Source organism: Pseudomonas sp. XWY-1 (assembly GCF_002953115.1).
Lineage (GTDB): Bacteria > Pseudomonadota > Gammaproteobacteria > Pseudomonadales > Pseudomonadaceae > Aquipseudomonas > Aquipseudomonas alloputida.
Genome location: NZ_CP026332.1, coordinates 3,344,851 through 3,363,865, shown reverse-complemented (window position 1 = coordinate 3,363,865; position 19,015 = coordinate 3,344,851). Strand labels below are relative to the sequence as shown.

Below are 19,015 nucleotides of genomic sequence, written 5' to 3'. Positions count from 1 at the left end.
CGGAAGACCTGAACATGAGCGATACCTTGATCGACATTCAAATGCAGGTGATGTGGAACCGCTTGGTTTCGGTGGTCGAAGAGCAGGCCCTGACCCTGATCCGCACCGCGTTCTCCACAAGCGTGCGCGAGGCCGGCGACCTGTCGGCCGGCGTCTTCGACCGTGCCGGCAACATGCTCGCCCAGGCGGTCACCGGCACCCCTGGCCACGTCAACACCATGGCTGAAGCGGTGGTGCACTTCATCAAGGACATCGGCGAAGACAACATCTTCGAAGGCGATGTGTACGTGACCAACGACCCGTGGAAGGGTACCGGCCACCTGCACGACATCACCATCGTTTCGCCGTCCTTCTACAAGGGCAAGCTGATCGGCTACTTCGCCAGTACCGCCCACGTGGTCGACATCGGCGGCCGCGGCTTTGGCCCCGACGCTCGTGAAGTGTACGAAGAAGGCCTGTTCATCCCGATCATGAAGCTGTTCGAGCGTGGCAACGTCAACCGCGACCTGATCAACATCCTGCGCAACAACGTGCGCGAGAATGACCGGGTAGTGGGTGACTTCTATGCCCTGTCGGCCTGCAATGAAACCGGCCACAAGCGCCTGTTGGACATGCTAGAAGAGTTCCAGCTGGACGACCTGGAGCACATCGGCGGGTTCATCCTCGAGCACAGCCGCCGCGCCACCCTGGAATGCTTCAAGTCGCTGCCGCACGGCACCTACAGCAACAGCATGACCCTCGACGGCTACGACGTCCCGGTCACCCTGGCGGTGACCATCACCGTTGGCCCGGACGGCATCCAGAGCGACTTCACCGGTACGTCGGGCATGAGCCAGTTCGGCATCAACGTGCCGTTGGGCTACGCCAAGGCCTATGCCTGCTACGGCCTCAAGTGCATCGTTGCGCCAGAGATCCCGAACAACACTGCGTCGCTGGCACCGTTCGAAGTGACTGCGCCTGAAGGCTGCATCCTCAATGCCAAGCACCCGGCGCCGGTGTCTGTGCGCCATGTGCTCGGTCACTTCGTGCCTGACCTGGTACTCGGTGCGCTGCACAAATGCCTGCCAGGCAAAGTGCCAGCCGAGGGCGCCAGCGCCCTGTGGAATCTGCACCTGAGCGTTCGCCCGCTGGAAAGCAACCGCAATGGCCGCAACGCCGAAATGCTGATGTTCAACAGCGGCGGCATGGGCGCCCGTTCGGCGATGGACGGCCTGAGTGCCACCGCCTTCCCAAGCGGCGTGCACACCATGCCGGTGGAAGCCACCGAGCACGCCGGCCCCGTGGTGGTCTGGCGCAAAGAACTGCGTGAAGGCTCTGGCGGTGCCGGCCAACTGCGCGGTGGCCTGGGCCAGGAAATCGAAGTGTCGGCCAGCGAAGGCTACAGCTTCCGCTTCAGCGCCATGTTCGACCGTATCCAGTACCCGGCTCGCGGCCTCGAAGGCGGCCAGGAGGGTGCACAAGGCTTCGTTGGCCTGGATGACGGCAGCCTGCTGCGCGGCAAGGGCCAGCAGTTTGTGCCGGCGGACCGTCGCCTGGTGTTGCGTTTGCCGGGTGGCGGTGGTTATGGCGACCCGCGTCAGCGTGACCGCCAGTTGGTCGAGCGCGACCTGCGCTACGGCTACATCAGTGCCGAGCAGGCGCGTGACGACTACGGCTTCGAAGCCGCCAAGGAGCGTTGAGCAATGGACGTGCAAAGCAGCCGCGTCAAAGCGGTAAAAAGCTCGCCGAGCATGGCCGTGTCGGTGCTGGCCAAGCAAATGCTGGCCAAAGGGGAGCCTGTGATCAACCTGGCCCTCGGCGAGCCGGACTACAACGTCCCGGCCCACGTGATCGAGGCGGCACACCAGGCGATGCTGGCCGGCAACAACCACTACACGCCGCCCAATGGCATGGACAGCCTGCGCCAGGCGATCGTAGACAAGTTCGCCCGGGAAAACGACCTGCACTACGGCCTGGACGAAATCTGTGTGGGCAACGGCGCCAAGCAGCTGTTGTTCAACGCCTTCCTGGCTACCCTGGAAGAGGGCGATGAAGTCATCACCCCGGCGCCGTACTGGGTGTCGTACACCGACATGGCGATGCTCAACGGCGGTGTGCCGGTGGTCATCCCGTGCGGTGCCGAGCAGGGCTTCAAGGTCACTGCCGAGCAGCTGGAAGCGGCCATTACCCCGCGTACCCGCTGGGTGATGCTCAACTCGCCGAACAACCCTAGCGGGGCGATCTTTACCCGTGAAGAGTTCGCCGCCTTGGGCAAGGTGCTGGAGCGCCACCCGAAGGTACTGATCATCTCTGACGAGATCTATGAGCACATCGTGCTGGGCGACCAGCCGTTCGTTTCGTTCGTCACTGCCTGCCCGCAACTGCGCGAGCGCACCCTGTTGATCAACGGGGTGTCCAAGGCCTACGCCATGACCGGCTACCGCCTGGGCTACGCGGCCGGGCCAAAGGGCCTGGTGGTTGCGATGAACAAGACCCAGTCACAGACCACCACCTGCCCATCGAGCATCTCGCAGCTGGCAGCGGTGGCAGCGCTGAACGGCCCGCAGGACTTCGTGCGCGACGCAAACCGCGAGTACAAGGCGCGTGGCGCGCTGGTGGTCGAGGGCCTGGCGCAGATCCCCGGGCTCAAGCTGCAGATGCCCCAGGGCGCGTTCTACGCCTTCCCTGAAGTCAGCGCCTTCATTGGCAAGCGCACGCCGGACGGCCAGGTGATCAACAACGACACCGAGCTGTCGGCCTACCTGCTGCGGGTCGGCAAGGTGGCCACGGTGCCGGGTTCGGCCTTTGGCGTGGAGCCTTATGTGCGCCTGTCCTTCGCCACTTCGCGCCAGGAGCTGGAACAGGCGCTGGGGCAGTTGCGCGAAGCCTTCGCGGCGCTGGCCTGAACACACGAATCGAACAGAGGTAAACCATGAGCAAGCCATTCAAACGTCTGCTGATCACCGGCGCCGCCGGGCGCCTGGGTAGCGTGCTGCGCAAGCACCTGGCGCAGTTCGCCGACGAATTGCGCCTGACCGACATCGCCGACCTGGGCCATGCCGCGCCGCACGAAGAGCTGATTCGTTGCGACCTGGGCAACTTCGATGACGTGCTGCCGCTGACCGAGGGCGTCGACGCCATCGTGCATGCCGGTGGCGTGCCGGTTGAAGACACCTTCCAGAAGATCCTCAACGGCAACATCGTCGGCACCTACAACATCTACGAAGCAGCCCGTCGCAACGGCGTGAAGCGGGTGGTGTACACCAGCTCCAACCACGCCATCGGCTTCTACGACCGTACCGAGACCATCGATGCCACCGCCGCCCATCGCCCGGATAGCCTGTACGGCGTGAGCAAGTGCTTTGCCGAGGACCTGGGCCGTTACTACTGGGACAAGTTCGCCATCGAGTCGGTGAACCTGCGCATCGGTTCGTCGTTCCCCGAGCCGCTGGACCGGCGCATGCTCGCCACCTGGCTGTCGTTCGACGACTTCGCCCAGCTCACCGAGCGCTCACTGCTGGCGCCGCGGGTCGGGCACATGGTGGTGTACGGCATGTCCGATAACCGCGAAAGCCTGTGGGACAACCGCCTGGCTTCGTCGATTGGCTATGTGCCGCAGGACAGTGCCGACGACTACCGGAAAAAGGTATTGGCCGAGCACCCGCCGCTGGACCCGAACGAGCCTGCCGCACGCTACCACGGCGGCAACTTTGCCGGCGCTGGCCACTTTGAAGACCCGAAATAAATCCACATCACGAGAGCGCTCAACATGGCTTCTACGGCAAAACAACAGAACTACGATGTGGTGATCGTCGGCGGCGCGGTCAACGGCAGCGCCACGGCCTATTTTCTGGCCAGCAACCCGGATTTCAAAGGCTCGCTGCTGGTCATCGAGCGCGACTGGACCTACAACAAGTCGGCCACGGCGCTGTCGAGCAGCTCGATCCGCCAGCAGTTCTCCAACCCCATCAACATCGAAATCTCGAAGTTCGGCGCCGAATTCGTGCGCAACTTCCCCGACCTGATGGAAGTCGACGGCGACCGCCCGGACCTGGCATTCCACGAGAATGGCTACCTGTTCCTGGGTGACACCAAGGGCTATGAAGTGCTGCGCCGCCTGCACGACACCCAGGTGTCCCACGGCGCCGACGTGCACCTGCTCGACCCCGAGCAACTGCAGCGCAAGTTCCCCTGGGTGAACATCGACACCCTGGCCGGTGCCAGCTATGGCCAGACCGGCGAAGGGTGGTTCGACAGCCTCGGCATGCTCAACGGTTTCCGCCGCAAGGCACGCTCGATGGGCATCGAGTACATCGAAAACGAAGTGGTCAGCATCCAGCGTGAAGGCGATCGCATCACCGGCGTGCAACTGGCCAGTGGCGAGCGTATCGGCTGTGGCCTGCTGGTTAACTGCGCCGGTACCCGCGGCACCAAGGTCGCGCGCATGGGGGGCCTGGACATCCCGGTCGAGCCACGCCGCCGTTCGCTGTTCGTGTTCGACTGCCGCACGCCGCTGGAAGGCACCGTGCCGCTGACCATCGACCCGACCGGCGTGTTCTTCCGCCCCGAGGGCAAGTTCTACCTGGGCGGCACTTACCCCAAGCACGACCCGGAAGTGGACTTCGAGGACTTCGACGTGATGCACGACGAGTTCGACGAAGAGGTATGGCCGATCCTCGCCGAGCGCGTGCCGGCGTTCGAGGGTATCAAGGTGGTCAACTTCTGGGCCGGGCACTATGACTTCTGCGTGCTCGACCACAACGCTATCGTCGGCCCGCACAACGAGGTCAAGAACTTCCTGTTCTGCAACGGCTTCAGCGGCCACGGCCTGCAGCAGGCGCCGGCCATCGGCCGTGGCCTGTCCGAACTGATCACTTACGGCGGCTACCGCTCGCTGGATCTGGGCGCGCTGTCCTATCAGCGCGTCATCGACAACAAGCCGTTCCTGGAAGATTCGGTCATCTGATCGCACGGCCTGAGGGAGAACAACAATGAGCAACTCCGAAATCAAACGCAGCGGCGGCCAGGTACTGGTCGATGCCCTGCGGGTCAATGGTGTCGACCGTGCCTTCTGCGTGCCGGGCGAAAGCTACCTGGCAGTCCTAGATGCCCTGCACGATGTGCAGGATGAGATCGACCTGATCGTCTGCCGCCAGGAAGGCGGTGCGGCCTATATGGCCGAAGCCTATGGCAAGCTCACCGGCAAGCCGGGCATCTGCATGGTCACCCGCGGCCCGGGCGCGACCAACGCCTCGGTGGGCGTGCACACCGCGTTCCAGGACTCCACGCCAATGATTCTGTTCATCGGCCAGGTGGCGCGCGACCAGATCGAGCGCGAAGCCTTCCAGGAAGTGGACTACCGCCGCATGTTCGGCCAGATGGCCAAGTGGGTGGTGCAGATCGACGATGCCGCGCGCATCCCTGAACTGGTCAATCAGGCCTTCCAGCGTGCCATCAGTGGCCGCCCGGGCCCGGTGGTGGTGGCGCTGCCCGAAGACATGCTCACCGACTTGGTGAGTGTGGCCGATGCCCGCCCGGCCAAGCGTGTGGAAGCGGCGCCAGCGCCGGAAGCGCTGGGCGAGCTGCAGCAGCTGCTGGCCGGGGCTCAGCGCCCGCTGGTGATCGTCGGTGGCGGCGGCTGGACCGCCGAGGCGGTGGCCGACCTGAAAACCTTCGTGCACACCCAGAACCTGCCGCTGGCGGCCTCGTTCCGCTGCCAGGACCTGTTCGACAACACCGATCCGCACTACGCCGGCGACCTTGGCCTGGCGGCCGGCCCGGTATTGGTGGATGCGGTGAAGCAGTCCGATCTGCTGGTCGTGGTGGGCGCGCGGCTGGGTGAAATGACCACCGGTGGTTATGCCCTGGTCGACATCCCGACGCCGAAACAGGCCCTGGTGCATGTGCATGCCAGCGCCGAGGAAATCGGCCGCGTCTATCAGCCGGCCCTGGGCATCAACGCCGGCCCCGGCAGCTTCCTGCGCCAGGCCAACATCCTCGGTCCGGTGCGCCCGCAGGCCTTCGAAGACTGGACTGCCAGCCTGAACAGTGGCTACCGCGGCAACTTCGACACCCCGCGCTCGCCGGGTGACGTGCAGATGAGCGAAGTGATCGCCTGGCTGAACAGCAACCTGCCGGCCGACAGCATCCTCACCTGCGGCGCCGGCAACTACACCGGCTGGGTGCACCGTGGTTACCAGCATCGGGTGTTCCGCACCCTGTTGGGCCCGACCAACGGCTCGATGGGCTACGGCGTGCCAGCGGCGGTGGCGGCCAAACTCACCTACCCGCAACGTACCGTGGTGGCGTTTGCCGGTGACGGCTGCTTCATGATGAACGGCCAGGAGCTGGCCACTGCCGCGCACTACGACGCCCGGCTGATCACCGTCGTGGTCAACAACGGCATGTACGGCACCATCCGCATGCACCAGGAAAAGACCTACCCGGGCCGCGTTTCGGGCACCGAGCTGCACAACCCGGACTTCGCTGCCCTGGCCCGTGCCTATGGGTTGCACGGTGAAACGGTCACTCGCACCGAAGATTTCGTCGCCGCCTTCGAACGCTGCCAGGCGTCTGGCAAGCCGGCGCTGATCGAGATCCAGGTCGACCCCGAAGCTCTGACCCCGCGCATGACCCTCAGCCAGATCCGCGACAAGGCCTTGCAGGCCCAGCGCTGATTTCACCTCAGGTGGGGCGCGGTCTGGCCCCACCTTTTTTATTCTTCGAACGAGCCAATCGACATGAATCTTGCCGATCACGATCTGCTGCGTGAAGTTTGCTATATCGACGGTAAATGGCTGCAGGCCGACAGCGGTCAGCGCATTGCCGTGACCAATCCGGCCACCGGTGACGTGCTGGGCCACGTGCCGCGCATGGGCGCCGAGGAAACCCGTCGCGCCATCGCCGCGGCCGAGCGTGCCTTGCCGGCCTGGCGCGCACTGACTGCCAAAGAGCGCGCGGCGCGCTTGCAGGCCTGGTTTCGCGAGATCCTTGCCCACCAGGAAGACCTGGCGCGGATCATGACCGCCGAGCAGGGCAAGCCGCTGGCCGAGTCCCGCGGCGAAATCGCCTTTGCCGCGGCCTATGTGGAGTTCTATGCCGAAGAGGGCAAGCGTATCTACGGCGATGTGATCCCGTCGCCGAATGCCGACCGCCGCCTGCTGGTCACCAAGGAGCCGATTGGCGTGTGCGCGGCGATCACGCCGTGGAACTTCCCGGCGGCGATGATCACCCGCAAGGCCGCGCCGGCGCTGGCGGCAGGCTGCACCCTGGTGCTCAAGCCGGCTTCGCAGACGCCGTTCAGCGCCTTGGCGCTGTGTGTGCTGGCCGAGCGCGCGGGCATTCCTGCTGGCGTGCTGAGCGTGGTCACCGGTGATTCGGCGGCCATTGGCGGCGAACTGACCACAAGCCCGGTGGTGCGCAAACTGTCGTTCACCGGCTCAACGCCAATCGGTATTCAATTGCTGCAGCAGTCGGCCGCCACGGTAAAAAAGGTGACCATGGAGCTGGGCGGCAACGCGCCGTTCATCGTGTTTGACGACGCCGACCTGGAAAAGGCCGTGGAAGGTGCGCTGATCGCCAAGTTCCGCAACAGCGGGCAAACCTGCGTGTGTGCCAACCGCTTCTACATTCAGGACGGCATCTACGAGCGCTTCGTGGCGCGCTTTGCCGAGCGGGTCAATGAGCTGGTGGTGGGGCAGGGCGATGCTGCCGGTACTCAAGTAGGGCCGATGATCGACGGGCGTGCTGCACGCGGCGTCGAGCAGTTGGTGGGCGAGGCGGTCGAAGCCGGTGCGCGGGTGGTGACCGGTGGCCGTCGTCATGGGCTGGGGGAGGCGTTCTTCGAACCGACCTTGCTGGCCGATGTGACGCCAGACATGCGCGTGGCGCGTGAAGAGATTTTTGGGCCGGTGGCGCCGGTTTTCCGCTTCAGCACCGAGCAGGAGGTGATCGCCCAGGCCAATGACACCGAGTTTGGCCTGGCGTGTTACGCCTATACCCAGGATGTGGGGCGGGTGTGGCGGGTGTCCGAGGCGCTGGATTACGGCATGGTGGGTATCAACGTCGGCGTGGTGGCCACTGAGGTGGCGCCGTTTGGCGGGGTCAAGGCCTCCGGGCTGGGCCGGGAAGGGTCGCGCTACGGGATCGAGGATTACCTGGAGATCAAGTACACCTGCCTGGGGCTTTGAGGTCGTCCTGTACCTTTGATGTTGGGGCCATTCGCGGGCAAGCCCGCTCCCACAGGTACAGCACAAGCCCAGGCATTGTGCGATCCCTGTGGGAGCGGGCTTGCCCGCGAAGAGGCCGGTGCAGGCATACAGATCAGGCCTTGCTGTCCAGCAACCGCTGATAGCGCGACAGGCTCTCTTCCAGATGCTTGCGCAGCGCCGTACGGGCGCTGCTCACATCGCCCATGCTGATCGCCGACAGGATCGCGCCGTGTTCACGGCCGATCTTCTTGATGTGCGCCTGGCGGTTCTTGCCGGTCACCTGGCCGTGCTTGAGGTTCAGGTCAAGGATGATGTCCGGCCCCAAGGCTTCGAGCAGTTGGGTGAAGTGCGGGTTGTTGGTGGCGCGGGCAATGGCCAGGTGGAACTCGAAGTCGGCCTTGGCTTCTTCTTCCTGGGTGGCGCCATCAAGGGAGTTGAAGCGGTCGAACGCCTCGGTGATCGCGGCCATGCTCGCGGGGCTGCGGCGCTCTGCGGCGCGGGCCACCGACTCGGCCTCGATGCCTAGGCGCAATTCGAGAATGTGCGCGGCAGCGCGCACATCGTCGACCACGCTGTCGATGGCAAAACCGATGCGCTTGACGTCCTGCTCGACCACGAACACGCCCACGCCCTGGCGGGCGATCAGGCGCCCGCCCAGGCGCAAGGAGGCCACGGCCTCACGCACTACCGGGCGGCTGACGCTGAACTCCTTGCACAGCTCCTGCTCGGACGGCAGCTTGTCGCCCGGCCCGTAGGTGCCGTTGTCGATCCGGCTGGACAGCTCCTGGATCACGGTTTCCGCCAGGTTGGCGCGGCGCGTGCCTAAGGACGCATTCATAGAAAAGTTGCTCCTGAAACTGGTTGGCTCATCACGGTTGTTCTCCGGCAGGTTGCGCGCAGCCCGTAAGCGCCTTTGCGGCGGGATCCGTAGCCAACCAGCGGTGATGTTGTCGGCATAGGTTATCAAACATCTGACACAGCTTGTATGACGACCTGTTTTTTGCTGCGAATCCCTTCGTTGCTCGCCGGTTTTTTTAACGACATCCAGAGCATACACCCATTGACAGTTGCCTGCTGACTGTTATCTTACAAGTGCGACGGCGATCCTGCCAGTTCGCATGCGGTAAGTGATGTCGAGGTTCGTCCAATCATACTGGGAGCTGAGCATGTATAAGAACAATGGAGGGCGTACAGCCCTCGCCACCGCGGTAACCTTGCTGATGGCCATGGGGACGGCGCACGCAGTAGAGACCGAAACCGTCAAGATCGGTTTCGCAGGCCCCCTGACCGGGCCGTCGGCACACCAGGGACAGGACGTTGAGCATGGCATTCAGATTGCCGTGGAAGAAGCCAACCAGCAGCAACTGAAAATCGGCGACAAAGTAGCGCAGTTCAAACTGGTGTCCGAGGATGACGTCGCCGACCCGCGCACCGGCACCGCCGTGGCGCAGCGCCTGGTGGACTCGAAAGTGGCGGTGGTGATCGGCCATTACAACTCCGGTACCAGCATCCCGGCGTCGAAAATCTACGCCGCCGCCGGTATTCCGCAGATCTCGCCGTCGGCCACCAACCCGGCACTGACCCGTCAGGGCATCCCGTCTGTGTTCCGCGTGGTCAACGACGACGCCACCCTGGGCCGCTATGCCGGCAATTACCTGGTCGGCAAGCTTGAAGCCAAGCGCATCGCCATCTTCGATGACCGCACCGCCTATGGCCAAGGCCTGGCCGATGAAGTCACCAAGGCCGTCAAGGCCGCCGGCGGCAACGTAGTAGTGCGCGAGTACACCAACGACAAGTCCACCGATTTCAACGCCATCCTCACCACCGCCAAGGCGCAAAAGGCCGACGCGGTGTTCTTTGCAGCCCTGGACTACCAGGCCGCACCAATGGCCAAGCAAATGAAGAACCTGGGCCTCAAAGCCCGTTTCATGAACATCGGCAACCTGCCCAACGACTCGTTCAAGCAGATGGCCGGCAGCGCCGCCGAAGGCACCTACGCCTGGAACTACGGCACGCCGCTGCTGGAGATGCCCAAGGGCGCGGCCTTCGAGCAAAAGCTCAAGGACAAGTTCGGGGTTGGCGTGGTGCAGTCTTCGCCAGCAGCCTACGACGCCACCTGGGCTGCGATCAACGCCATGGTCAAGGCCGGCTCCGACGACCCCAAGGTCTACCTGCCGGTTCTCAAGAAAGAGAGCTATGAAGGTGTCACCGGCACCATCGCCTTTGACGACCAGGGCAACCTGAAGAGCCCGGCCGCGACCGTATTCCAGTTCGCCGATGGGGGCTGGAAGACCCTGTCGGTCGAGCGCGACTGACCCGCAGCACCCATAACAAGCAGGCTTGAGCCTGCACATAACAAGAAGACTTTTCCCACCTGCCAAGCCAGTCGGCCGCGTGGCGCCTTGGCGCCGCGCGGCGACGCAATGCAGTTTCGAGGATTCAGCGCGTGGACGGTACATTCGATATCTTGTTGCAACAGGTGCTCAATGGCCTGGTACTGGGCAGCATCTATGCCCTGGTCGCTCTGGGCTACACCATGGTTTACGGCATCATCGGCCTGATCAACTTCGCCCACGGCGAAATCGTCATGGTCGGCGCTATGGTGACTATTTCGGTACTGACGATGCTTGCCGGCGCAGGTTTTGCTCCCGGCATCATCACCTTGCTGCTGGCGATCATGGCCGCAGTGGTGGTGTGCATGCTGCTGGCCCAGGGCATGGAAAAATACGCCTACCGGCCGCTGCGCAAGGCGCCGCGGCTGACCCCGCTGATTCTGGCCATCGGCATTTCCATCGCCTTGCAGAACCTGGCGATGATGATCTGGGGGCGTGGCTACAAGACCTTCCCGGAAGTGGTTGAAACCCAGCCGGTGGAAGTGTTCGGCGCCACCATCACCAACGTGCAGCTGTCGATCATGCTGATCGCGGTGGTGATCATGTTTGGCCTGTGGCTGCTGGTGGACAAGACCCGCCTGGGCAAGGCCATGCGCGCCACGGCGCAAAACCAGGAAGTGGCGGGACTGATGGGCATCAACATCAACCGGGTGATCAGTGCCACGTTTCTGATCGGCGCAAGCCTGGGCGCCATCGCCGGGGTGATGCGTGCGGTCAACTACGGCCAGGCAGACGCCTACATGGGCCTGTTGCTCGGCCTCAAGGCGTTTTCGGCCGCAGTGCTGGGGGGTATCGGCAACCTGTTCGGGGCCATGGCTGGTGGTTTGCTGCTGGGGCTGATCGAGTCGCTGGCCGCCGGTTACACCGGGCAGCTCACCGGTGGCTTCCTGGGGGCCAACTACCAGGACATCTTTGCCTTTGCGGTGCTGATCCTGGTGCTGTTGTTCCGTCCCAACGGCCTGCTTGGCGAACGCCAGGCCGACCGGGCCTGAGGAAAGCCGTCATGAAAAACCTCAAGACCCAATACCTGCTGTTGATCGTTGCCTTCATCGCCTTGCCGTTCCTGATCGAAGCGATTCCGATGCTGGGCCCCACCTGGGTGCGCATCCTTGGCTTTGCCATGCTCTACGTGCTGCTGGCGTTGGGCCTGAACATCGTCATCGGCTATGCCGGCCTGCTCGACATGGGCTACATCGGTTTCTATGCCATCGGCGCCTACCTGTACGCCTTGCTCGCCTCGCCGCATCTGAACCTGGCAGGGCTTGCCGGCGGCGTGATGGACTGGCCGCTGTGGGTGATCATCCCGCTGGCAGCGGTGGCGGCGGCGGTCTGCGGGGTGTTGATCGGCGCGCCGGTGCTCAAGCTGCGCGGCGATTACCTGGCCATCGTCACCCTGGGCTTTGGCGAGATCATCCGCATCTTCATGAACAATCTCGACCAGCCGGTAAACCTCACCAACGGGCCTCAGGGCATCAGCAACATCGCCCCGCTGCATATCGACGGTGGGCCGTGGATGCACGCGGCGGGCGAGGGCGCGGTGCCGGTGCTCTCACTGCAGCAGAGCTGGAGCCTGTTTGGCCTGCAGGTGTCGCCGGTGATCAGCTACTACCTGTTCTTCCTGTTCATCGTGATCCTGTGCATCGTGCTGTCCAAGCGCCTTGAAGTGTCGCGCATCGGCCGCGCCTGGATGGCGCTGCGCGAGGACGAAGTGGCCGCCGAGGCCATGGGCCTGAACAAGCGCAACCTCAAGCTGCTGGCCTTTGCCATGGGCGCCACCTTTGGCGGCGTGTCGGGGGTGCTGTTCTCCAGTTACCAGGGCTTTGTCAGCCCCGAGTCGTTCACCCTGATGGAATCGATCATGGTGCTGGCCATGGTGGTGCTCGGCGGCATGGGTTCGATCCGTGGCGTGGTGCTGGGCGCGCTGATCCTGTCGGTGATGCCCGAGCTGTTCCGCGACCTGGTCAACTGGATTCAGCCCTGGGTGATGGACAACGTCACCTTCATCAGCCGCGACATCCTGCGCAACGTGCTGGATGCCTCGACCCTGCGCATGCTGGTGTTTGGCCTGGCGCTCATCCTGGTAATGCGTTTTCGCCCCGAGGGCCTGTGGCCGTCCAACCGCCGCCGCGCCGAGCTGCACGACGGCGACCCGGAGCCCGCGCCGCCCGCGGCAGCCCTGGCCACTGCGGTACACGCCCCGGCCAGCGAAGCATCCTTCGAACTCCCGATCAAAGAGGCAGACAAGGCATGAGCGACGTCCTTCTTGAGCTGCATCAGGTCAGCAAGTTCTTTGGCGGCCTGCAGGCCCTGCATGGCATCGACCTGAGCATCCGCCGCGGCGAGATTCGCGGCCTGCTCGGCCCCAATGGCGCCGGCAAGACCACCCTGTTCAACGTGCTTACCGGGCTGTACCGGGCCGAGCAGGGACGGGTGGTGTTCGATGGCAAGCCGCTGCTGATCAGCAAACCGCACAAAGTGGTGGAAGCCGGGATTTCCCGCACCTTCCAGAACATCCGCCTGTTCCACAACATGACCGCCCTGGAAAACGTGATGATCGGCCGCCATGTGCGCACCCGCAGCGGTGTGCTCGGCGCCATCCTGCGCACCCCGGCCTGTGTCCGTGAAGAGCGGGAAATCCGCCAGGCCGCGCGGCACTGGCTGGAATACGTAGGCGTTGGCCACCTGGCAGGGGAGCTGGCCAAGAACCTTTCCTATGGCGATCAGCGCCGCCTGGAGATCGCCCGTGCCTTGGCCACCGAGCCCAAGCTGATTGCCCTGGACGAGCCGGCGGCGGGCATGAACGCCTCGGAAACTGAAGGCCTGCGCCAACTGATGTGCAAAATGCAGGCGGACGGCAAGACGGTGTTGCTGATCGAGCACGACGTAAAGCTGGTGATGGGCCTGTGCGACCACATCACCGTGCTGGAATTCGGCCGCAAGATCGCCGACGGCCTGCCGGCCGATGTGCGCAAGGACCCCAAGGTGATCGAGGCGTATCTGGGCTCGGAGGCAGTGGCATGAACAACATTTTGCAAGTAGAGGGCCTGCAGGTTGCCTACGGTGCCATCCAGGCGATCAAGGGCATCGACCTGAACGTGGCCCAGGGCGAAATGGTCGCCCTGATCGGCGCCAACGGCGCCGGCAAGACCACCACCCTCAAGACCCTGGCCGGGCTGCTCAGGCCCAATGCCGGGCAGATCACCTTCGACGGCAAGGCCCATGCGGCTATCAAGGGCTTCAACCTGATCCGCGAAGGGCTGGCGCTGGTGCCGGAGGGGCGCGGCATCTTCCCCAAGCTGACCGTGCACGAAAACCTTGAAATGGGCGCCTATTCGCGGCGTGACGGCAAGGACGCCATCGCTGCCGACATCGAACGCATGTATGGCGTGTTTCCGCGCCTGAAGGAGCGTGCGTTCCAGCTGGCCGGGACCATGTCCGGGGGCGAGCAGCAGATGCTGGCCATCTCCCGGGCGCTGATGGGCAAGCCGAAACTGCTGCTGCTGGACGAGCCGTCCATGGGCCTGGCGCCGATCATCGTGCAGAAAATCTTCGAGACCATTCGTGAAGTGGTCAAGAGCGGGGTGACCCTGCTGCTGGTGGAGCAGAACGCCCGCCTGGCGTTGCAGACCTGCGACCGCGCCTATGTAATCGACTCCGGGCGTATTGCCCTGACTGGCAGCTGCCAGGACCTGTTGCACGACAAACAGGTGCAGAAGGCCTACCTGGGGGAGTGATGCCTTGGGGCCGCTTCGCGCCCCATGCCAAGCGCCCCCATTCATCGTGTTTTCCATCAAAAGAGTGTGTGCTGTGACTGATATTGAGCGTTACCAATTCGATACCCGTGTTCACCATGCCGTTAAACACAACGGTGTGGTGTACCTCACCGGCCAGGTCGGAACCCCCGGCACCTCTGCCGCCGAGCAGACCCGCGAAGTGCTGGCCAAGGTCGACCACCTGCTGGCGCTGGCCGGCACCGACAAGCGCAAGATCCTCAACGTGATCCTGTGGCTGGATGACCTGCGCGATTTCGATGAAGTGAACAGCGTCTGGGACGCCTGGGTGGACAAAGAACACGCCCCGGCGCGCTCCACCGGCCAGGCCCGCATGGCCAAGCCCGGCATGCTGGTTGAATTGATCATTACTGCCGCTACCTGACGGGCAGTGCCTGCTTAACCTCGCCGTTGCCTGCGCGACGGCGAAGCCGCACGAAGGTTTCAGATGACGTCGATTCAACAAGAACAACAGCGTTCACTGCAACATGGCCTGACCTCGCGTCAGGTCTCGATGATCTCCATTGCCGGCATCATTGGCGCCGGGCTGTTCATTGGTTCCTCAAACGCCATCGCCTCGGCAGGCCCGGCCATTCTGGTGTCCTACGCAATGACCGGCCTGCTGGTGCTGCTGGTGATGCGCATGCTCGGCGAGATGGCGGTGGCCAACCCCGACAGCGGGTCGTTTTCCACCTATGCCGGCCAGGCCATCGGGTCGTGGGCAGGCTTTACCATCGGCTGGCTGTACTGGTGGTTCTGGGTGCTGATCATTCCGGTCGAGGCGATTGCCGGTGCCGATATCCTGCACGCCTGGTTTCCTTCAGTGCCGTCGTCGCTGTTCGCCTTTTTGATCATGGGCTTGCTGGCGTGCAGCAACCTGGTCAGCGTGAAGAACTTCGGTGAGTTCGAATTCTGGTTCGCACTGGTCAAGGTGGTGGCGATCATTGCCTTCATCGTGGTCGGGGGTATGGCGGTGGCCGGGGTCTGGCCGTTGACCGAAACGTCGGGCGTGAGCCACCTCTGGGCCAACGGCGGGTTCGCGCCCAACGGTTGGGGTGCGGTGCTTGGCGGCGTGTTGATCACCATCTTCTGCTTCTTTGGCGCCGAAGTGGTGACCATTGCGGCGGGAGAGACCGACAAGCCCAAGGAGAAGATCCGCCGTGCCACCAATCTGGTGGTGTACCGCATTGCAATCTTCTACCTGGTGTCGATTTTCCTGGTGGTGTCGCTGGTGGCCTGGAACGACCCGGCGCTTAAGGCGGTGGGCTCGTTCCAGCGGGTGCTGGACGTACTCAACGTGCCGGGTGCGAAGCTTGTTGTGGACATCGTGGTGCTGGTGGCGGTGACCAGTTGCATGAACTCGGGGCTGTATACAGCCTCGCGCATGCTCTATTCACTGGGAGCGCGCGGCGAGGCACTGCCCGTTACCCGGCGGGTGTCGCGCAGTGGCGTGCCGGTGGTGGCGGTGCTGCTGTCGACCCTGGCCGGGTTTGCCGGCTGCGTGGTCAATTACTGGTTCCCGGGGCAGGTGTTCAGTTTTTTACTGTCGACCACGGGGTCCATTGCGTTGTTGGTGTACCTGGTGATTGCCATTTCGCAGCTGCGCATGCGCGCCCGGGCTGAGCGCGAGGGTGCCGAGCTTGCTTTCAAAATGTGGCTGTTCCCGTGGCTCACCTGGTTGGTGATCGGCGCCATTTTGCTGGTGTTGGGGTACATGCTGGTCAACGATGCCTATCGGTACGAGGCACTGATGACAGCAGGGGTGACGCTGTTCATCCTGCTGGTCTGCTTTACCCGTCAGCGCGTGCCGAGGTTGTTGCGGGCGGTTGGGCAACGTTAGCTCAGGATTGCCGCGCTCTTTGGAGCGGCCTTGTGCCGCAAAAGGGCTGCAGAGCAGCCCCGGCGATATTTGCATTCGCATGGATATCCTGGGGCCGCGTTGCGGCCCTTTCGCGGCACAAGGCCGCTCCTGCAGGTTATCCGGCCCTCAATGCTGCTTGGCCCGGTGAATGCGCAGCAGAATCACCAGCAAGGCCAGCAGCACCGGCGGCGCCATCGCCAGCAGTGCATCGCGCGGCGCCAGCCCCGCACCCAGCACATTCAACCCGCCATACAGCAGCTTGAACAGGTTCAGCAGGTAATAGGTGATGGCGATGATCGACAGCCCCTCGACCGCCCGCTGAATCTTCACCTGGGCATCGGCGCGGGTGTTGAGGCTGCGCAGGATACCGGCGTTCTGCTCCTCCATTTCCACCTGTACCCGCGCCTGCAGCAGGTCGCCGAGGTTGGCCACGTTCTTGGCCAACTGGTCGAGGCGTTGCTCGGTGGCGGCGCAGTAGCGCACGGTGGGTTTGAAACGCCGCTCGATGAACACCCCCAGCCGCTGGCAGTCGCCCACATGGCTTTCGCGCAGCTCTCCAAGGCGCTCGAACACCAGCTGCGCATAGGCCTGGGTGGCGCCGAAACGGTGGCGGTTTTTCACCGTGCGGCTGACCACCTGGCGCGACAAGTGGGCGATGGCTTCGAGCAAGGCCTTGGAGTCATGGCCATCGCCGCCGGCGCTGCGTTCGGACAACTGCACCAGCGTCTTGTCGAAGGCGTCCAGTTCTTGGCTCAAGGCCTTGGCGGTGCTCAGGGCCAGCGATGCCATCATGCGGTAGGTTTCGATTTCCAGCAGGCGGCGGATCATGCGTCCCTGGCGGTAGGCATTAAGGCGACGGTTGATGAACAGGAAGCGGTTGGTGCCTTCGCTGTCCAGGCGAAAGTCGCTCCAGACCACCGCATCGCCACCGCCCACGCAGGAGCCACAGGGGTCTTTGAAGCCGTAGCGGGCAGCTCGAGGTCTGTCTCGTCGCGCACCAGAATCTGCACGGCGTTGATGATCTCGGCAGTCTGTGGCGCTAACGCGTCAGCCAGCACTTTGGGCAGCGGCTGCCAATCGCTGTCGGCAACGCTGCAAGGCACCACCAGCGTCAGGGTGAAGAATTCAGTGTGCCGTTCCCACTTGAACGGGTGCCCGTCCAGCAGCGTGATGCCCTGAGCCTGCTGCGCATCGAGTGCATCCGGGCAGCAGCGCCGCAGCAGCGCCGCGCAGGCTGCATCGCCGCCGAGCACGGCCAGGTGATGGACATGGGCCGGGCCGTCGAAGTACAGCGACGGGCGGGCGTGCAATTCGTTGTGCAAGACAGTGCGTTGAGGGTGCATGGTCGTCCGCTTTGGCGTTGTGATTGTTGGAGTGCCAGGTAGTGGGACTTTGCTGTAGAAGCGGGAAGTCACATTGCTTGCAGTGCGGCCGGCTTAAAAAACGCAGGGCTTTATTCGGTGCTGCTGCTTAGCGCATCGCGACACCGGGCTACCCCATGACGCAGAGTCCACTCAGGACATGGCAGAGCCCCAAACTGTGTAGTCGATGCGCCACGCTCTGGTTCTCGCTTCCCATTCACTGTAAATACGACTTTGCTGTTCATCGTGTTAAAAAACGGATGGGTGCTTTCATGGGATCGGGTGGTTGGTTTTTCAGGATTACGCCTTTAACCGGGTGGCAGGGTCGGCGGTTTCAACGGTTCCCATCATGGTCTGTGCAAACAGCGTCAGCATGTCGTGCGATGTAGCTCCCGGATACTCAACTATATGCGACGGACGGTCCTGCACTAAAAAATCAAGTAAAATACTGATTGTATTGATATTTGTGGATGTCAGTGCAGCTCAGTCACAAGCTATCAGGATCCCCGAAGAACATCTGTATCCGCGACCGCAGCCACCGCTCCGCCGGGTCATTGTCCTGTGCCCCGCGCCAGGCCATGTGCAGTTCGAAACTGCGCACGGGTATCGGCAGGTCCTCGGCCCGCAAGCCGCCGGCGGCCGTCAGTGCATCCGCCGTGTAGTCCGGTACCGTAGCCACGATATCGGTGCCTGCCAGCAAGCTCCCCAGCCCGTTGAACTGCGGTACCGCCAGCACCACGTGGCGCTTGCGGCCGATTTCTTCCAGGGCTTCGTCGATGAACCCGGACAAGTCCCCGGCAAACGACACCAGCGCATGGGGGCGGGCGCAGAAGTCATCCAGGGTGATGCTGCCGGGTACGCTGTCGGCGCGCAGCAGTTTCGGCATGCTGCGGCGCAGCACCTTGCGCTTGGCGTTGGCCGGCAGTTCGCTGGTGTAGCTGACCCCCACCGAAATCTCGCCCGAGGCCAGCAGGGTTGGCATCAGCAAGTAGTTGACCCGTCGCACCACCAGCACGATACCGGGCGCCTCGGCGCGAATGCGCTTGAGCAGTTGCGGCAGCAAGGCGAACTCGGCGTCGTCCGACAGGCCGATGCGGAACACCGCATTGCTGGTGGCCGGGTCGAATTCGGCGGCGCGGCTGACTGCCGTGGAAATCGAATCCAGTGCCGGTGACAGCAGGGCGAAGATCTCGTGGGCACGTGCCGACGGCTCCATGCTGCGCCCTGTGCGCACGAACAGCGGGTCATCGAACAGGTTGCGCAGGCGCGACAGCGCCGCGCTGATGGCCGGTTGGCCGAGAAACAGTTTTTCTGCGGCACGGGTCACGCTGCGCTCGTGCATCAGCGTTTCGAACACGATCAGCAGGTTGAGGTCTACACGACGCAGGTCGTTTCGATTCATCGGTGCGCTTCGCCTAATGTGGGGCAGAGGTGAATCTTA

15 protein-coding genes and 1 pseudogene are annotated in these 19,015 nt (G+C 63.5%); 13 read left to right on the top strand and 3 right to left on the bottom strand.

The genetic code is table 11. The features are described 5' to 3' along the window. Positions 1-14: 14 nt before the first annotated feature. From PRJ_RS15625 to PRJ_RS15600, 6 genes are all read left to right on the top strand, one after another. The gene (locus PRJ_RS15625; protein ID WP_014861592.1) at positions 15-1,679 is read left to right on the top strand and encodes a hydantoinase B/oxoprolinase family protein; all 1,665 of its coding nucleotides are present in this window, start codon (positions 15-17) and stop codon (positions 1,677-1,679) included. A 3-nt stretch (positions 1,680-1,682) separates the two neighbouring features. Further along, a complete protein-coding gene (locus tag PRJ_RS15620) occupies positions 1,683-2,885 on the top strand; it encodes a pyridoxal phosphate-dependent aminotransferase (protein WP_104961888.1) in 1,203 nt (400 codons plus the stop codon). A 26-nt stretch (positions 2,886-2,911) separates the two neighbouring features. Beyond that, positions 2,912-3,724: an NAD(P)-dependent oxidoreductase gene (locus PRJ_RS15615; protein WP_104961887.1), complete on the top strand. Its 813-nt coding sequence runs from the start codon at positions 2,912-2,914 to the stop codon at positions 3,722-3,724. A gap of 24 nt (positions 3,725-3,748) precedes the next feature. After that, on the top strand, positions 3,749-4,945 hold the full coding sequence (locus PRJ_RS15610; RefSeq protein WP_014861595.1) for an FAD-binding oxidoreductase: 1,197 nt from the start codon (positions 3,749-3,751) through the stop codon (positions 4,943-4,945). 25 nt (positions 4,946-4,970) lie between these two features. Then, positions 4,971-6,656: a thiamine pyrophosphate-binding protein gene (locus PRJ_RS15605; RefSeq protein ID WP_104961886.1), complete on the top strand. Its 1,686-nt coding sequence runs from the start codon at positions 4,971-4,973 to the stop codon at positions 6,654-6,656. A gap of 63 nt (positions 6,657-6,719) precedes the next feature. Next, positions 6,720-8,168, top strand: a complete 1,449-nt coding sequence (locus PRJ_RS15600; RefSeq protein WP_121161815.1) for an NAD-dependent succinate-semialdehyde dehydrogenase — start codon at positions 6,720-6,722, stop codon at positions 8,166-8,168. A gap of 133 nt (positions 8,169-8,301) precedes the next feature. On the opposite strand, the gene PRJ_RS15595 is transcribed toward PRJ_RS15600, so the two are convergent. Further along, on the bottom strand, positions 8,302-9,027 hold the full coding sequence (locus PRJ_RS15595) for a FadR/GntR family transcriptional regulator (RefSeq protein ID WP_104961884.1): 726 nt from the start codon (positions 9,025-9,027) through the stop codon (positions 8,302-8,304). Positions 9,028-9,355: 328 nt separating this feature from the next. On the opposite strand from PRJ_RS15595, the gene PRJ_RS15590 reads away from it, so the two are divergent. The 7 genes from PRJ_RS15590 to PRJ_RS15560 all read left to right on the top strand — a co-directional run bounded on the left by PRJ_RS15590 (position 9,356) and on the right by PRJ_RS15560 (position 16,192). Further along, entirely contained in the window at positions 9,356-10,504 is a 1,149-nt protein-coding gene (locus PRJ_RS15590; RefSeq protein ID WP_223843534.1) for a branched-chain amino acid ABC transporter substrate-binding protein, read from the top strand. A 131-nt stretch (positions 10,505-10,635) separates the two neighbouring features. Continuing rightward, on the top strand, positions 10,636-11,574 hold the full coding sequence (locus PRJ_RS15585; protein ID WP_104961883.1) for a branched-chain amino acid ABC transporter permease: 939 nt from the start codon (positions 10,636-10,638) through the stop codon (positions 11,572-11,574). 11 nt (positions 11,575-11,585) lie between these two features. Continuing rightward, entirely contained in the window at positions 11,586-12,833 is a 1,248-nt protein-coding gene (locus tag PRJ_RS15580; RefSeq protein WP_104961882.1) for an ABC transporter ATP-binding protein, read from the top strand. After that, positions 12,830-13,603 carry an ABC transporter ATP-binding protein gene (locus PRJ_RS15575; RefSeq protein ID WP_104961881.1) on the top strand — a complete coding sequence of 258 codons (774 nt, stop codon included), beginning with the start codon at positions 12,830-12,832 and terminating at the stop codon, positions 13,601-13,603. The genes PRJ_RS15580 and PRJ_RS15575 overlap by 4 nt, the downstream gene beginning before the upstream one ends. After that, positions 13,600-14,316 (top strand): ABC transporter ATP-binding protein, encoded by a 717-nt coding sequence (locus tag PRJ_RS15570; protein ID WP_104961880.1) that lies wholly within the window; start codon positions 13,600-13,602, stop codon positions 14,314-14,316. Before PRJ_RS15575 ends, PRJ_RS15570 begins: the two co-directional genes overlap by 4 nt. 73 nt (positions 14,317-14,389) lie before the next feature. Further along, a complete protein-coding gene (locus PRJ_RS15565) occupies positions 14,390-14,737 on the top strand; it encodes a RidA family protein (RefSeq protein WP_104961879.1) in 348 nt (115 codons plus the stop codon). Positions 14,738-14,800: 63 nt separating this feature from the next. Continuing rightward, positions 14,801-16,192 carry an amino acid permease gene (locus PRJ_RS15560; protein WP_104961878.1) on the top strand — a complete coding sequence of 464 codons (1,392 nt, stop codon included), beginning with the start codon at positions 14,801-14,803 and terminating at the stop codon, positions 16,190-16,192. 147 nt (positions 16,193-16,339) lie between these two features. On the opposite strand, the pseudogene PRJ_RS15555 reads toward PRJ_RS15560, so the two are convergent. Both PRJ_RS15555 and PRJ_RS15550 read right to left on the bottom strand, forming a co-directional pair. Then, positions 16,340-17,556: pseudogene (locus PRJ_RS15555) on the bottom strand (DUF3422 domain-containing protein). A gap of 505 nt (positions 17,557-18,061) precedes the next feature. Further along, positions 18,062-18,976 carry a LysR family transcriptional regulator gene (locus PRJ_RS15550; protein ID WP_003253946.1) on the bottom strand — a complete coding sequence of 305 codons (915 nt, stop codon included), beginning with the start codon at positions 18,974-18,976 and terminating at the stop codon, positions 18,062-18,064. Positions 18,977-19,015: the final 39 nt, after the last annotated feature.

Bases quoted from the DNA above. Each gene is read 5' to 3' on its own strand.
- PRJ_RS15625 (WP_014861592.1), top strand. From the start codon at position 15: ATGAGCGATACCTTGATCGACATTCAAATGCAGGTGATGTGGAACCGC.
- PRJ_RS15620 (WP_104961888.1), top strand. From the start codon at position 1,683: ATGGACGTGCAAAGCAGCCGCGTCAAAGCGGTAAAAAGCTCGCCGAGC.
- PRJ_RS15615 (WP_104961887.1), top strand. From the start codon at position 2,912: ATGAGCAAGCCATTCAAACGTCTGCTGATCACCGGCGCCGCCGGGCGC.
- PRJ_RS15610 (WP_014861595.1), top strand. From the start codon at position 3,749: ATGGCTTCTACGGCAAAACAACAGAACTACGATGTGGTGATCGTCGGC.
- PRJ_RS15605 (WP_104961886.1), top strand. From the start codon at position 4,971: ATGAGCAACTCCGAAATCAAACGCAGCGGCGGCCAGGTACTGGTCGAT.
- PRJ_RS15600 (WP_121161815.1), top strand. From the start codon at position 6,720: ATGAATCTTGCCGATCACGATCTGCTGCGTGAAGTTTGCTATATCGAC.
- PRJ_RS15595 (WP_104961884.1), bottom strand. From the start codon at position 9,027: ATGAATGCGTCCTTAGGCACGCGCCGCGCCAACCTGGCGGAAACCGTG.
- PRJ_RS15590 (WP_223843534.1), top strand. From the start codon at position 9,356: ATGTATAAGAACAATGGAGGGCGTACAGCCCTCGCCACCGCGGTAACC.
- PRJ_RS15580 (WP_104961882.1), top strand. From the start codon at position 11,586: ATGAAAAACCTCAAGACCCAATACCTGCTGTTGATCGTTGCCTTCATC.
- PRJ_RS15575 (WP_104961881.1), top strand. From the start codon at position 12,830: ATGAGCGACGTCCTTCTTGAGCTGCATCAGGTCAGCAAGTTCTTTGGC.
- PRJ_RS15570 (WP_104961880.1), top strand. From the start codon at position 13,600: ATGAACAACATTTTGCAAGTAGAGGGCCTGCAGGTTGCCTACGGTGCC.
- PRJ_RS15560 (WP_104961878.1), top strand. From the start codon at position 14,801: ATGACGTCGATTCAACAAGAACAACAGCGTTCACTGCAACATGGCCTG.
- PRJ_RS15550 (WP_003253946.1), bottom strand. From the start codon at position 18,976: ATGAATCGAAACGACCTGCGTCGTGTAGACCTCAACCTGCTGATCGTG.